This window comes from Mycolicibacterium sp. 624 (genome assembly GCF_040548615.1).
Classification (GTDB): domain Bacteria; phylum Actinomycetota; class Actinomycetes; order Mycobacteriales; family Mycobacteriaceae; genus Mycobacterium.
This window is the reverse complement of the sequence record NZ_JBEPRZ010000001.1, coordinates 1,018,340-1,032,846: the sequence shown is the minus strand read 5'-3', so window position 1 is coordinate 1,032,846 and position 14,507 is coordinate 1,018,340. Positions and strand designations below refer to the sequence as shown.

7 protein-coding genes are annotated in these 14,507 nt (G+C 68.4%); 1 reads left to right on the top strand and 6 read right to left on the bottom strand.

The genetic code is table 11. The features are described from left to right. Positions 1 to 19 precede the first annotated feature (19 nt). Positions 20 to 1,021, top strand: coding sequence for a DUF4331 family protein (locus tag ABIA65_RS04700; RefSeq protein ID WP_354522797.1), 1,002 nt, complete (start codon positions 20 to 22; stop codon positions 1,019 to 1,021). Between the two features lie 9 nt (positions 1,022 to 1,030). Here ABIA65_RS04700 and ABIA65_RS04695 read toward each other — a convergent pair whose 3' ends face one another. From ABIA65_RS04695 to dprE2, 6 genes are all read right to left on the bottom strand, one after another. After that, positions 1,031 to 1,909: an MBL fold metallo-hydrolase gene (locus tag ABIA65_RS04695; RefSeq protein WP_354522796.1), complete on the bottom strand. Its 879-nt coding sequence runs from the start codon at positions 1,907 to 1,909 to the stop codon at positions 1,031 to 1,033. Between the two features lie 80 nt (positions 1,910 to 1,989). Then, complete coding sequence (locus ABIA65_RS04690) at positions 1,990 to 5,169, bottom strand: arabinosyltransferase domain-containing protein (RefSeq protein ID WP_354522795.1); 3,180 nt, start codon at positions 5,167 to 5,169, stop codon at positions 1,990 to 1,992. 68 nt (positions 5,170 to 5,237) lie between these two features. Beyond that, complete coding sequence (locus ABIA65_RS04685; protein WP_354522794.1) at positions 5,238 to 8,480, bottom strand: arabinosyltransferase domain-containing protein; 3,243 nt, start codon at positions 8,478 to 8,480, stop codon at positions 5,238 to 5,240. Between the two features lie 80 nt (positions 8,481 to 8,560). After that, a complete protein-coding gene (locus tag ABIA65_RS04680; protein ID WP_354522793.1) occupies positions 8,561 to 11,818 on the bottom strand; it encodes an arabinosyltransferase domain-containing protein in 3,258 nt (1,085 codons plus the stop codon). Next, entirely contained in the window at positions 11,815 to 13,683 is a 1,869-nt protein-coding gene (locus ABIA65_RS04675) for a galactan 5-O-arabinofuranosyltransferase (RefSeq protein ID WP_502919514.1), read from the bottom strand. Before ABIA65_RS04675 ends, ABIA65_RS04680 begins: the two co-directional genes overlap by 4 nt. A gap of 33 nt (positions 13,684 to 13,716) precedes the next feature. After that, positions 13,717 to 14,496 (bottom strand): decaprenylphospho-beta-D-erythro-pentofuranosid-2-ulose 2-reductase, encoded by a 780-nt coding sequence (gene dprE2, locus ABIA65_RS04670; RefSeq protein WP_241402543.1) that lies wholly within the window; start codon positions 14,494 to 14,496, stop codon positions 13,717 to 13,719. Positions 14,497 to 14,507: the final 11 nt, after the last annotated feature.

Here is a 14,507-nt window from a genome sequence, read left to right as displayed (position 1 = left end):
GCGCGTTCAATTGGCCCTTGTGTCAAATCACTTCACCGGGCTGAGCCTCGGGCCACCACTTGGCGACCAACGCCTTGATCTGTGCGATCTCTACGCTTTCCAGTCTCCGGCTGATCCCAGCCGGACGGTGCTGATTCTCAACGCCAACCCCACGGCTGACGCGCTGCACCCCGACGCGATCTACCGGCTCGCCATCGATAACGACGGCGATCTGCTCAATGACATCGCGTTCAGCTTCGTCTTCTCCGAGCCGGCTGATGGACGTCAGACCGTTGACGTCCATCTGGCGCGTGACGACGAGGCGCTGAACCCCGAAGCCGTGGGGGCCAGGATCTTCGAGGGTGTCGAGGTGTCCTTCGGCAAGACACCGAACGTCGTCACATCGGAGGGCATCACATTCTTCGCAGGTGCTCGCAGCGACGCGTTCTTCTTCGACTTCGACGGCATCAAGAACCTGTTCGACACATCCGGTGGCCGCAACTTCACCGCACCTCACCTGGGTTCCGAATCCCCTTGGACGGGTGTGGATTCCAACACCGAGGCCAATGTGTTCTCGATGGTGCTCGAGCTGCCGACCAGCGCGCTCGGCGTGCACACCGACATGCGGATCTGGGGCCGCTGCAGTGTGCGCCGCGACGGTGAACTGCTGCACGTCGACCGGGCCGGGCACCCGTCAGTGAGCAGCTTCTTCAACACCGACGACACCAAGGAGCGGTACAACGCGTCCGAGCCGGCCGATGACCGCGAACAGTGGATCGACATGTTCGTCCACCTGATGGGCCACACCGGTGGTTACTCAAGGGATGAGGCCATCGCCGCCATCGACGAGGAGGGCACCTTGCCCGACATGCTCACCTTCGACCCGAGCAGGCCCGCCAAGTACCCGAACGGTCGGGTGTTCACCGATGACGTGATCGACTATCGGCTGGCGTTTCTGACGAAGGGCGACTGCCCGCCGACCGGGCTGAGGCCGCACACCGACACGCTGGCGGAGTTCCCGTATCTCGGCACACCGCACTGACGCAGCCGCCTAGATCGCGTCAATCTCCAGCCAGTCATCGACCTCGAACCGGTCGCCGCGCGCCACGATCGTCGCGCCACCATGACCGGGGTAGTGCGCCGGGATGACGGTCGCGCGGGCGCGCGCCGCCTCGGTGAACACCCGGTGGCGTGTCGCCGCCGCCGCACGTGCGTCGACGTCGAACCCGCACGGATCGTCGGGCCGCGGAATCTGGACAGGGCAGTGCGTGAGGTCGCCCACGAAGACGGCGGGCTTACCCGCGTCGAGCCACAGCACCGATGATCCGGGTGTGTGTCCTGGCGCTGCACGCAGTCGCAGCGACTCACTGAGCACGAGGTCCTGCGACCACAGCTCCATCTGATCGGCGATCGGTAACACGCTGTCGGAGAACACGACCCGCGCACCCTCGTCGTCACCGAGGCCATCGGGGGAGAAGTGCCGGTAGTCCGCTTCGGGCACCAGATAGCGCGCGTTGGGGAATGTCGGCACCCATGACCCGTTCACCCGGTTGGTGTTCCAGCCGACGTGGTCGGTGTGCAGATGCGTGTTGATGACGATGTCGACGTCGGCGGGCTCGAAACCGGCTGCCGCGAGCGAGGCCAGGAAGCTCGTGTCGAGGTTGGCGAGCCCCGGGATGTGCGGGCGCTCACGGTCGTTGCCGACGCCGGTGTCCACCAGCACCGTCAGACCGTCGACCTCGAGGACCCATGTCTGTATTGACACCCGCCAGCGATCGGCCTCGGGGTCGTAGAAGGTCGGCACCAGAAGGTCCGCGTTATCGGCCCAGGCCTCGGGCGGGGTCTGGGCGAACATGGTCGAGGGCACCATGAATCCGTGTTCCACCACGCGTGTCAGGGTGGCCCGTCCGAGCCGGGTGCTCTGGCTCATGCGCGATCCCGCTCCGCTTCTCGCTCGCCGCTCATGCGCGATCCCGCTCCGCTTCTCGCTCGCCGCTCATGCGCTCGAGCCTAGGCCTTGATCCGGATCTGCCCGGGTGACCACAGCCCGCTGCGCGTCGCTGAGTCGAGGTCGAGTTCGGCGGGTTCGGCGTCCACGACGGTGTCGAACCGGTGCAGCGAGCCCCAGTCCTGACCCCAGTCCTCCGACAGATACGTCGACATCACCGATGCCTTCAGCAGCAGGTCCGTGATGCCCAGCAGGCCACCGTTCTTGCCGTCCTGCCACGTGTCGGTGCTCTGCAGCTTGGCGTTGTAGTCCGGTGCGATGCGGAACTTGGGCACCTCGGTGACGCCATTGGCGTGCAGCATCGGCTGCTGGCACGGGAAGGCCAGGCCGACTGCCCAGTCCATCAGCACGGGTTGCTGCGATCCGACGTACTCCTGCACCGAGCGCACCTCGGGCACGCGTGGTGGCGTGACTGCGACCCAGTCGCCCTGGCTCAGCGACAGATCTTCGGCGATGACCCGCACGGCCACCGCGTCGGCCGGGATCTCCGCACGCGGGTAGCGCAGATTGCGCCACGACGGCGTCGGGCCCACGTCGTAGGGCTTCACCCGGCCCGCCGGGGTGAGCGCCCCGTCGGGACCGCGCCGGGCGTACTCGAGTTCGACGGTCTGCTCCGAGTCGAGACCATTGGCGACGCTGATGCCCGAGATCGTGCCCGCCGCGGTGATCACCACGAGCGGGTGCGCGTCGTCGGCGGCGGGTAGGTCGTACCACGCCGAGGCCAGCTTGCTCTCCTGTTGTGCCGCAGTCGAATACGTTCCGGCCACCGGGACACGCGCGGGGTCGAGACCATAGGGCAGTGGCACGGTCGAACCGTTGATGCCCGGCCGGGCCAGCTTGATGGGCTGGGTCCAGTCGACGTCGGTGCCGGGCTGCGGGTTGTTCAGCCGGATTGCCTCGGCGATGATGCGGTCGGGAACGCCGTTGGGGGAGAACCCTGTCGGGGCCTCTCCGCCGAGCGGACCGAGCGGACCATAGTTGCCGGGCAGGGCCGTCAGGAAACCGGCGTTGGAGTCGGGTTCCACCAGCACATCGTCGGCCAGGCCGCAGCCACCGGCGAGTGCGCGGACGTTGGCCCACCCGTTCGAATAGGTCGGGTACTGGCGGACGACGCCGATCGCCATCGACGCCATCATCACCACGACCATCAATCCGGCGGCCAGGGGAATCGGCGCCGCCGTGAGCCGGTCGACCACCTTCGAGTCACCCCGGCGCGAGACGTGCAACCAGAACGCCCACAGCGCCGTGATGATCGACAGCGCGAAGAACACCGCGCTTACCGAGATGCCGGCGAACTGGGGCACTGAGTTGTTGAACGGCGCACCGAAGTTGGAGACGTACCACCACCCGTTCGTGGAGGCGAAGCAGAAGGCCAGCACGAAGAACGCCAGCGACAGGAATGCCATCCGGTTGCGGGCCGACCGCAGAACCAGCGGCGACACCAGCACGGTGGCGACGGCTGCCATCGCACCGCCCACGGCGGCGAACAGTCCGAAGTGGTGAATCCACTTGGTGGGCGTGAACATCAGGAAGAACATGGTGGCGAAGATGATGCCCATCAGCCGCCAGACCGGGCCGCGTGCAACGCCTGGAATCCGCTTGCGCCGCAACATCATGAACAGCGACGGGAACAGGCACATCGCGGTGAAGACGAATGCCACCCGCCGCGATATCGCGCCGTCGGTGGTCGGCAGGATCAGGTAGTAGTAGCGCAGGTTCTCGGTCCACCACTCCTGGCTGGGGCCGATCGCCGTGCGAATCCGGGTGGCCTCCAACACCGTTGCCAGGGTCTGGTCGGCGAACACCACGCAGAGGATCACCGTGCCCGCCGCCAGCAGCGGTGCGATCACTGGCCAGGTCCCGACGACGCGTCGGCGGCGCATGATGATGCGCAGGATGGGCCTGCCGCCGGCCAGCAGTGCGGCCACCGCGATCAGGCCCGTGGGCTGGATGCCGAGCGTGAACGCGGCCGTCATGATCGCCAGGGCGGCCGGGGTCAGCCGGCCCGACGTGATGGCGCGTTCGATCAGCACGTACGTGATGAGGGCGCCGGTGGCGATCTGGCCCTCGGGGCGCAGGCCGTTGTTGAACGGCATCCACGCGGCCAGTAGCACCAGGCCGGCTGCCCACATGGCGCTGCGGCTCGACCACACGGCGGGTCCCAGTCGGGGTAGCACCTCGCGTGACAGCAGCAGCCAGCAGACGAGCGCGCAGATCAGGTCGGGTAGCCGGATCCAGATGCTGGCATCGCTGACCTTGGTCATGAGGGCGAGCACGTTGTAGTACCAGCCGAAGGGGTCCTCGGGGCTGCCGAACCAGCGGAAGTAGTTCGACATGTAGCCCGCATGGTCGGCCACCCGGGCCATCTGCAGGATGTACCCGTCGTCGGATGAGTTGGCGCCGATGACGTACCAGAGCGCGAACCCGCCGATCACCACACCGTCGACAGGTGTGAAGGTGCGCCAGCGTGTCGGGATGAGGCGGTGCATCCGCCGCCCGTCGACTCGGTCCAGTCGCCACAGCGCGAGCAGCGCGATGACGGTCGAGACGATCGACAGCAGGATCGCCGCGAGCTTCAGCGGCGTCGGCTGGGTGGTGAACCGCGTGTCGATTGTCGCCGACATCGAGAGTCCCTGTGGCGCAGGCCCGGTGAGGTCGGTGAAGACGCCGACGATGGCGGGCCGCAGGTTGGGGTCGGCGTAGCCGGTGCGTTGCGGTGAGCCGTCCGCCTTGGTCAGGCCCACGAAGTCGGCGAAGGTTCCGTCGATGTTCGAGGTGATGTCGATACTCGAACAACCGGGGGCCGAGCCGGTTCCGGCCACCCGATCGCGATTCACGCTGGCGACCACGACGTTGCGGACGATCACGTCGACACGCGACTTCGTGACCGTGACCAGCATGGCGTTGAGTGCCGCGTCGCGTCCCTTGGCAGGCGCGGTGCCGAAGACCAGACCGCCGTCGGCGGGCATGTCGCCGATCACGGCGCACGGCACCGTCGCGGTCAGGCTCACGGGCGCCTGTGTGATCAACGGCGCGGTGACATTGCTGAGCTGACCCTGCTGCGGCCAGTTCAACGTCGCCGTGGTCTGGATGACGGGTAGCAGCGGGGTGGCGACCGCGAGCACGAAGCCAAGCAAGCCGGCGATCGTGGCGACCCAGCGCGCCACCTTCACGTCGCTCATCGCAGTGCGGTCAGTCCCGCTCGCGGGAGTCCGGTCGGTACCGCTCACCGCTGTGCGGTCAGCCCCGCTCACGGGAGTGCCCTAATCGGTCCGCCACGGCTCCAGCCGAACACTCGTGTCGATCCCTCCTCGATGGCGGCGTTGGGCGCCTGTTCCTGCGGTACCACCCGGACGTAGCGCTCGATGGCACCCCAATCCCGGTACCAGTCGTCGCGCAGATACGTTGGGATCGCCTCAGTCCGCAGCAGTGCCTGGATGAACAGGAACGGTCCACCGTCCTGGGCGGACTGCCACTGGTTGGACGACGCCACCATCTGCTTGAAGTTCGGGATGATCCGGTACTCCGGAAGTTCGGCCACCCCGAGGTGCTCGGCGAACGGGCGCTGGCACGGGAAGTTGGCCGCTGTGGCGATGTCCATCAGCACCGGAGTCTGGCTGCCGAGGAACTGCTGCGCGGTCTGCAGCACCGGCATGCGCGGCGGCGTGAACGCGAACCACTGGTCGGTCGACAGGTTCGGGTCGTCGGCGACGATGCGCGCGACGTTGGCCTCCGGCGGCGCGGTGGTCAGCGGGAAGCGCAGGTTGCGCCACGCCTTCTGCTGGAAGATATCGATCGGCTGCACCTCGTTGAGTGCCTGGTACGAGCCGTCCGGCCGCTGTACGCCCCACTGGAGCTTGAGTGACTGGCCGTAGTTGAAGGAGCCGTCCTCCTCGTAGTACCAGATCGCGCCCGCGGCGGCGACGGTGACGAGCGGCCGGTCCGATGTGCGCGGTGGCAGCTGGTACCACGCCGACGTGGCCTTCGCGGCGACGGTGTTCTCGTCGAAACTGCCCATCACCGGGGTGCGCTTCGGGTCGAGGCCGAACGGCAGGAACACGCGTGATCCGTTGATGCCCTCGGGTCCGTAGCCGCCGCCCGTGCCCGCCGCGTAGCCGACGCCGATGTTGGGTTTGTCGATGGGCCCATCGGAGTTGACGGTGCCGGGATTGGCGGCCACGGGTTCAGCAGGCTCCAGGGTGTCGCTGACGCCATTCGGGGTGAAGCCGACGGGGTCCTCACCGCCGAGCGGGCCGTACTGCCCGAAGCGCTGACCCGGGACAGGTTGCAGCATGCCGGCGTTGGGGTCGGCCTCGACGAGCACGGAGTCGGCCATGGCGCAGCTGGCGTCTGACAGTCCCGATCTCAGCGCCGCCAGGTTCGCCGCACCGGTGGTGTAGACGGGATAGCGGCTTGCCGTCGCCTTGAGCATGGAGCCCAGCTCGAGCACCACCATGATCGAGGCGACGATGAGCAACGGCGTCGACGCCAGCGCGCGGTTACGCCCGGTGTCGGCGACCTCGGTATGGCCCGCGTAGTCCATCCGGAAGTGCAACCAGCCGGCGAGCAGGCCGCCGGCGATGGCCAGCACCAGGAAGATCGTGGTGACGGGGTAGCCGACGATGACGGGCTGCTTGTCGAACCACGGCACGCCGTAGTTGCCGACGTAGAACCAGCCGTTGATACCCGACGTCGCCCACGCGAGGACGAACAGCAGCGCTGTCACGTACAGCGCGAGGTTGCGGCGGCTGTGCAGCCCCACGCGGGCAAACGCGAATGCCGTCACACCGCCGAGCGCGCCCGCCAGTCCGGCGAAGGCACCGAACTGCACCGCCCACTTGGTTGGCGTCAGCGTCAGCAGCAGCAGCCCGATCGCAGTCGTGCCCGCCAGCCTCCACACCGGTCCGCTGACGGCGCCGGGCACCCGGCCGCGGCGCAGCAGCACCATGATCACACCGAGCAGGCACAGCAGCAGGATCAGCACCGAGAACCGGCGGGTCAGCGAGCCGTCGACGCTGTCCTCGACCGTGAGGAAGTAGTACCGCAGGAACTCCTGGTACCAGGGGATCGTCGGTCCCACGACGTACTTGATGCGCACCGACTCCATGACCGTGGCCAGCGTCTGGTCGCGGAAGATGATGACGAACACGAGTGCCACCGATGCCGCCAGCGGGGCCAGCGACGCGAGGATGCCGTTGGCCGCGCGGCGGTCCGCCACGATGCGGGCGATGGGCCGCGCACCGACCAGCAGCGGTGCCAGCGCGATCAAGCCCTGCGGGGCGAGTGTCACGGAGAACATCGCGATGACGATCGCCGCCGCGGCGGGCCAGAGTCGCCGCGTTCCCACGGCGTTCTCGACCAGCATCCACGCCGCGACAACGGCGAACGCGATGAGCGGTTCGGGGCGCAGACCGTTGTTGAACGGCAGCCACGCGGCGAGGAACACCGCACCCGCGGTCCACACCGTCACCCGGTTGGCCGCCAAACGCCTGCCGATGCGGGGCAGGATGCAGCGGCTGATGATGAGCCATGTCGCGATCGCGGCCGCGGTGGCGGGCACGCGCATCCAGACGCTGGCGGTGCTGATCGACGCGAGGTGGGCCAGCACGCTCTGATACCAGTCGAACGGGGCCTCGGTCGCACCGAAGTAGCGGAAGTAGTTGGCGGTGTAGCCGGCCTCTCCGGACACCCGGGCGATGGTCAGGTTGTAACCGTCATCCGATGACAGCGCACCGACCACATGCCAGGCGAGCAGGGTGCCGATGACGCCGACGTCGGCCAGCCAGGTCCACAGGCCGACGCGGCGTCGGCCACGGGGTGGCCGCCGGCCGGCCACGCGGTCGGTCAGGATCAGCGCCAGGATCGAGGCGATGACGCAGAGCACGCCGAGCACCATGACGGCGGTCTTGAGCGCCGTGGGTGTGGTGATGAAGCGAGTGTCGACGTCGATGCGCGCGCTCACGCCGGACTGCGGGCCGACCTGCAAATCGGTGAAGACGCCCGTGACCTGGGGGCGCTTGTCCACGGGCAGCGTGCCCGTTGCGCCGGGGATGCCGACGAAGTCCGCGCCGACAGCGCCGACGTTGGCCCAGACGCGGATATTGCTGCACGCGCCGGAGTCCACGGCAGCGCGCGGGGCCACGGCGGCGACGGTGTCGCGGAACGCGACGTAGACGACGTCGGCGTTGGCGCGGATGAACATGCCGTTGCGGCCCGCCTCGATGCCGCCGGCCGGGATCGTGGAGAACACGACGCCGCCGTCGCGCGGCAGCGTGGCGGTCGTCACGCAGGGGATCGTCACGTCAAGGGCGCGGGGTGCGCCCGACACCAGCGGCGCGGTGAGGTCGGTGACCAGGCCGCCGGGCCCGGCGGCCTGAGGCCAGAGGATGGTCGCGGTGTCCTGCTTGACGGGCATCAGCGGCGTCAGCGCGCAGAGCAGAAATCCGACGAGACCGGCGATGATCGCGACTAGTCGAGTGGTCGGGGCGGGCACGACGGTCAAGGGTATGCCACGCCCATGAGAGCGTGGCGGTGCCATGCGGCCGCTGGCGAGATCATTTGTCTACACGGTGGTCAGGACAGCCGCAGTGGCCCTGGGCTCCACAACCCGCTGCGCGTCGCCGTGCCCAGATCGATGCGTGCGGGTTCGGCGTTGGGGTACCACGGCGTCAGCTGCTGCAGAGCGCCCCAGTCCCGGAACCAGTCGTCGCGGAGATAGGTCGGCACCGGTGTGGCCCGCACCAACAGCTCGGTGATGCCGAGCGGTCCACCGCCGAGGTAGTCCATCACCGGCGAGTTGGCCTCCGCGCCGAATCGGTCGGGCAGGATCCGCCACTTGGGCACCTCGGTGACGCCGTTGACGTGGCCGAACGGACGTTGGCACGGGAAGGCCAGGCCGACGAGCCAGTCGAGCAGCACCGGGTCATTCGAGCCGACGACCTGTTGCAGGGTCTCCAGTGACGGGATGCGTGGCGGTGTCACCGCGATCCAGTGCTGGGGTGCGAGGTCATCGTCGGAGGCGACGACGCGCACCACGGTGGCGTCGTCCGGGATGGCGCCCATGGGCGCGCGAAGGTTGCGCCATGCGGGTGCGGCGCCGACGTCGGCGAAGCCGATGCCGCCACCTGGTTCGTTGCGCGCGGCCTGTTCGTCGGTGGCCCACTGCACGGTGACCTCGCCGGGGTCGAATCGGCCCGCAGCGGCGATGACGAGAAGGGGTCCGCGTTCGTCACTGGGCGGCAGCCGATACCAGGCGGATCGCAAGGCGGCCGGCTGCTGCGGACCCGAGCGCCAGCTGCCCATGACGGGTACCTGCGCGGGGTTCAGGCCGTACGGCAGCCGGGCGCGTGAACCGTTGACTCCGGCCGCGGCGGTCGTGCCACCCTCGGTGCCGGGCTCACTTCCCGTGACGACGGAGCCGTCCGAGTCGGCGAAGTTATCGCTGCCCTCGGGTTCCATGACGGGGTCGGCCGACAGGTCGGCGGGAATCCCGTTGGGGGTGAAGCCGCGCGCGGTCACGGCGCCCAGCGCGGCGCCCACCGGAGCGTCGACGGGCTGCAGGACACCGGCATTGGGGTCGCGCTCGACCATCACGTCGTTGGCGAGGCCGCACGTCTTGCCGGTAAGCGCCTCGAGATTGGACCGGCCGACGGACCACGCCGGGTACTGGTCGATCATGCCAAGCGTCAGGGAGGCCACCTCGAATATGACGACCACCCACACGGCGACGGCCAACGGGGCCTGGGCAACTCGCGACCAGCGCCTGGGTTTCGATGGCGGAGTGTTGTCGCGGCCGGTGAAGTGGAACCACGCGGCGACGAGCAGTGCCAGCACGGACAGGCCGAGCAGGATTGTGGTGAAGCCGAACGTCCACTCCGGGAACTGATTCGACCACGGCACGCCGAAGTTGGACACGTACCACCAGCCGTTGACGCTGGCGAACGACAGTGCGCAGACGAAGAACACTGCGGCGGCGAAGATGGTCCGGTTGCGCCGGGATTTCATGGCTGCCGCCGTCACGGCGACCGCGGCCAGCGCGCCGAGTGAGCCTGCGAGACCGGCGAACACGCCGAAGTGGTGGGTCCACTTGGTGGGGGTGAACATCATCGCCAGGAACGAGATGACGGTGATGCCGATGATGCGTCGGCTGGGCCCCAGTGCCGTGCCGGGAATCTTGCCCTTGCGCAGGATCATCGCCACCGACACGGCCAGCGACAGGAGCACGACCAGGACCGCGAAGCGGCGCGCGATGGACCCGTCGGGGCTGGCCATGAAGAGGCGTTCGTAGCGGATGTGCTCGTCGAACCACGCCAGGCTGGGGCCGACCGCCGACTTGAAGGTGCTGGCCTGCAGCTCGCCGACAAGCGTCTGGTCGCGGAAGATGAGGATGACGGTGACGGTGCACGCCGCCAGGATGGGCGCCAGCAGTGCGAGGTGCCCGAAACGCGAGGTGTGCTGTCCGACAATGGTCTTCAGCGGACCGATCGCGACAAGCAGGGCGCCGACGGCGGCGATGCCGGTGGGCCCGGAGAATAGTGTCAGCGCGCCGATGATGATCGCTATCGCCACCGGCAGCAGCCTGCTGGTGGCCACACCGCGCTCCACCGAGCACCAGGTGAGCAGGATGCCCAGCGCGATGATCGGCTCGGGCCGCAGTCCGTTGTTCAGCGGCAGCCAGAAGGCGAGGAACATGCCCGCCGCGGTCCATGCCGCGGCCCGGCTGTGCTTGACCGCATGTCCGAGGCGGGGGATCACCTCGCGGCTGATCACCCACCAGCAGGCCAGGGCCATCACCAGCGTGGGCAGCCGCACCCAGACGCTGGCGGTGCTGACGTGTGCCCACAGTGCGAGCAGGTCGTAGTACCAGCCGAACGGCGCCTCGGGGGTGCCGAACCAGCGGTAGTAGTTGGCCATGTAGCCGGCGCCGTCGGAGACCCTAGCCATGGTCAGGATGTAGCCGTCGTCGGCGGTGTTGGCGCCGACGAAGTGCCACCACACCAGTACCGTCGCCACGATTCCGTCCAGCGCGGACAGTGACCACCACCGCTGCGGCAGAAAGCGCCGGTGCCGGACGCCGTCCGCGGAGTCCAGGACGTGCAGCGCGCCGAGCGCGACGATGGTCAGGGCGACGCCAAGCACCATGGCCAGCGTCTTCAGCAGCGTCGGGGTGCTGCTGTAGCGGGAGTCGATGGTGGCGGTGAACGTGAGGCCCGGCGGCGCGGGTCCGGACAGGTCGGTGAAGACGCCGACGATCTGCGGCCGGAAGTCGTAGCCGCCACGCTCGCCTCGCAGGGGCTGGCCGGGCTTGTCGGAGTCCGGGCCGGTGACAAGGCCGACGAACTCGCCGGTGACCTGGTCGGCGTGTGCGGTGAACGTCAGGCGCTCGCAGGCGGGGCTGAGCACCTGGTCCAGCGGTGCGCTGACCACGGGGGTGTTGCGGACGATGACAAGCAGGTTGTCACCGACGCGCTCGATGAGCAGCCCACGGTCGATGGCCTTGGGTGCCTGCTTGGGCACGGTCGATAGCAGCACGTTGCGTGTGCCGGATAGTTCGGCCGCGGCACTGCACGGGATCGAGACGTTGAGCGCAGTGGGCACGTACCCGATCAGCGGCGCATCGACGCTGTTCAGGACGCCGTTTTGCGGCCAGTTGAGTTCGGCGGTGGTCTGCTCGACCGGGAGCATCGGGGTCGCCATTGCGAACACCGCCCCGAGCAGGCCGGCGACGATCGCGATGATGCGCGCGGTTCGATGGTTGCGCACCGGCACCGCGTCTTGGACCACGGGCCTAGATGGTAGTGGTCCGGCCTGCGGCGATCCCTTGCCGGTCATGTTCGGATCGCGAGCACGAACGGCCCGATGTCGGTGACGTCCCAGCGCGGGTCGTCGAACAGGGCGGCGTCGAGGGTGACCTGGTAGCGCCGCACGTTCGGCTGATTGGGGTAGACGTCGCTGGCAAGCCGCAGCGTGTAGGTGTCATTGGCGCCGTGGCGCATCAGGAACACCGTCGGCGGTTGCCACGGCAGCCCGTCGAGGTTCGCGATGAGCTCATCGGGTTTGGTGAGCGTGGCCCAGCCCTCGATCGCGGCCGAGCGTTCGTCGAACTGCGCGAGCGGGTTGGCGTAGTGCGACGTCAAGCCCTGGAAGCCGTAGTACGGGTGGAAGGCCAGGAAGCTGTAGTCGGCCGTCATGACGACCGTCTCGTTGCGCGGCCGTCCCGTGGTCGCGGTGATGCGCTCGTCGATCTCGGCGTAGTAGCGCTCCGCGCCGGGTGGTCTGCGGTCGGCACGCTGTCCGGAGCCGTCGGTGTCGGTGTAGGCGACGGCGATATCGGGCCGCAGCACGTTGGGGATGTCCTGGCTGAACGTCATGGCGCCGATCGCGCCGATGATCGTCGCGCCGGCCAGGACGCGTCGCCCCGTGGTGGGTTGGTATCGGGCCGCCAATGCGTGGGTGGCCTCGATGAAGCCGAACACGCCCGCGGCCGTCAGCAGCACGCTCAGGGTCGGCTGCAACCTGAATGACAGCAGCGTGGTGCCAGCCAGAGTGGTCAGCATGGACAGCAGCGACCAGGCGTAGACGGCGAGGACCGCGACGGCCAACGCACCGGCGCGGGTGGAGCTGCGGGCGTAGGCGACCAGCCACAGTGTGCCGAGCATGCACAGCGCGCCAAGCAGGGTGAAGGACAGCATCGGGAACGTGAGCTGGGCGCCGTCCGCCGGCAGATAGTGCTGCGCGGTTCCGGAGTCCGCGGGTGCGCCCTTGAGCGCAGCCAGCAGGTAGGGCGCCCACCCGATCAGCGCGATGGCGCCGGAGATGACGGCGATGACGACTAGCCGCAGCACGGGGTCGAGCCTGTCCCGCCCGGAGCGCGCGACGACCAGCACCAACCCCATGATCGTCAGGGTGAAGGCGCAGTAGAGGAACAGCAGTGTGTAGAACAGCGCGGCCGCACCGAGGAACAGCCCCACTCCGATCACCGCGGCCCACCCACCGTTCCGGGTGCGTCCCCGCAGGCCGGACCACGCCAGCACGAAGACCGGCGGCAGCAGCACGGTGATGATCGCCGCGTAGGGCTCAGTCGACGTGTACGCCAACGTGACCGCGGCGGTGGCCGTCGTCACGATGAGTGCATTCTCGAAGCGAATCATGTTGGCCCACAGCACGAACGCGACGACAACGGCGACGGTGATCGAGATGATCGACCAAGGCTTGAAGGCCTCCCATGCAGGCATCCCGGTGAGGTCGGCCATCCGTCCGCCAAGCCAGAACCAGCCGGGCGGGTAGAACGGCGGCAGGCCGATGTAGGTCATATCGCGGGGGACCGCCGAGTCGGCGAGCCGCGTCAGGTACTCGGTGCGGAACTGCTGATCAACCGAGACGCCGAACAGGTAGAGCTTGGTGGCGCCAAGCGGCATGGCGAGCGTGACGAGCGAGAATGCCGACAGGAACGTCACGGCGCCGGCCCCTGCGAGTCGGTGCCTACCTCGTCGCCACAGCCAGCCGGACGCCAACAGTCCTGCCAGACAGGCGAACTGGCCGACGGTGGTGAGGGCGTGCAGCTGGTTGCTGGAGTTGAATGCGGGCCATTCCACCCGTGAGATGGCTGCCAGAGCCACGACGGAGATCAGCACCGCGGCGACGGCGGCAGCCAGCATCTGGCCCGCCGTCCTGATGGTGCGATCCACGCGCCACATCCCCCGGGTCGCTTCGCTCCTGCCCACCGGGCGTCAGATCGGGAGCTTGCGGAAGACCGGCCGCGGGATGTGCCGCATCACGGCCATCAGGTACCGCACCGGTCCCGGTGCCCAGACCAGGTCCTTGCCCTTGGCTGCCGACGACACCGCCAGCTCGGCGACGTCCTCCTTGTCGACCGTGAAGGGCGCCTCCTTGGCGCCGGTGGCCTTCCAGTGGTCCAGGGTGGTGGTGGTCCGGACCTGACCCGGTCGGATGACGAGCACATGAACGCCGAACTCGCGCAACGCCTCCCCGAGTCCGAGGTAGAAGCCGTCCAGGCCGGCCTTGGTGGAGCCATAGACGAAGTTGGAGCGGCGCACGCGCTCGCCGGCCACCGAGGACATCGCGATGATCTGCCCGAAACCCTGGGCCCGCATCCGCTCGCCGATCAGCACCCCGACCGAGACCGCGGCGGTGTAGTTGACCTGAGCCGTCAGCACCGCCTTGGCCTGGTTCTGCCACAGTTCCTCGGCGTCACCCAGGATGCCGAACGCCACGATGGCGACGTCGACATCGCCGTTGGCCCAGGCGGCCTCGATGACGGCCGGGTGGGAGGCGGTGTCCACGGCGTCGAAGTCCAGGTATTCCACCGACTTGGCGCCGGCGGCCTGCAACTGTGCGATGGCCGCGTCCCGCTTGGGTGCGTTGGGCAGGTCGGCAAGGATCACCCGGGCCTTCGCGTTGCGCAGATAGCGCTCACAGATGGCCAGGCCGATCTCGGAGGTGCCGCCCAATAGCAGGATGGTCTGCGGGTTTCCGGTGGCGTCAATCATGTAGGGGCAGA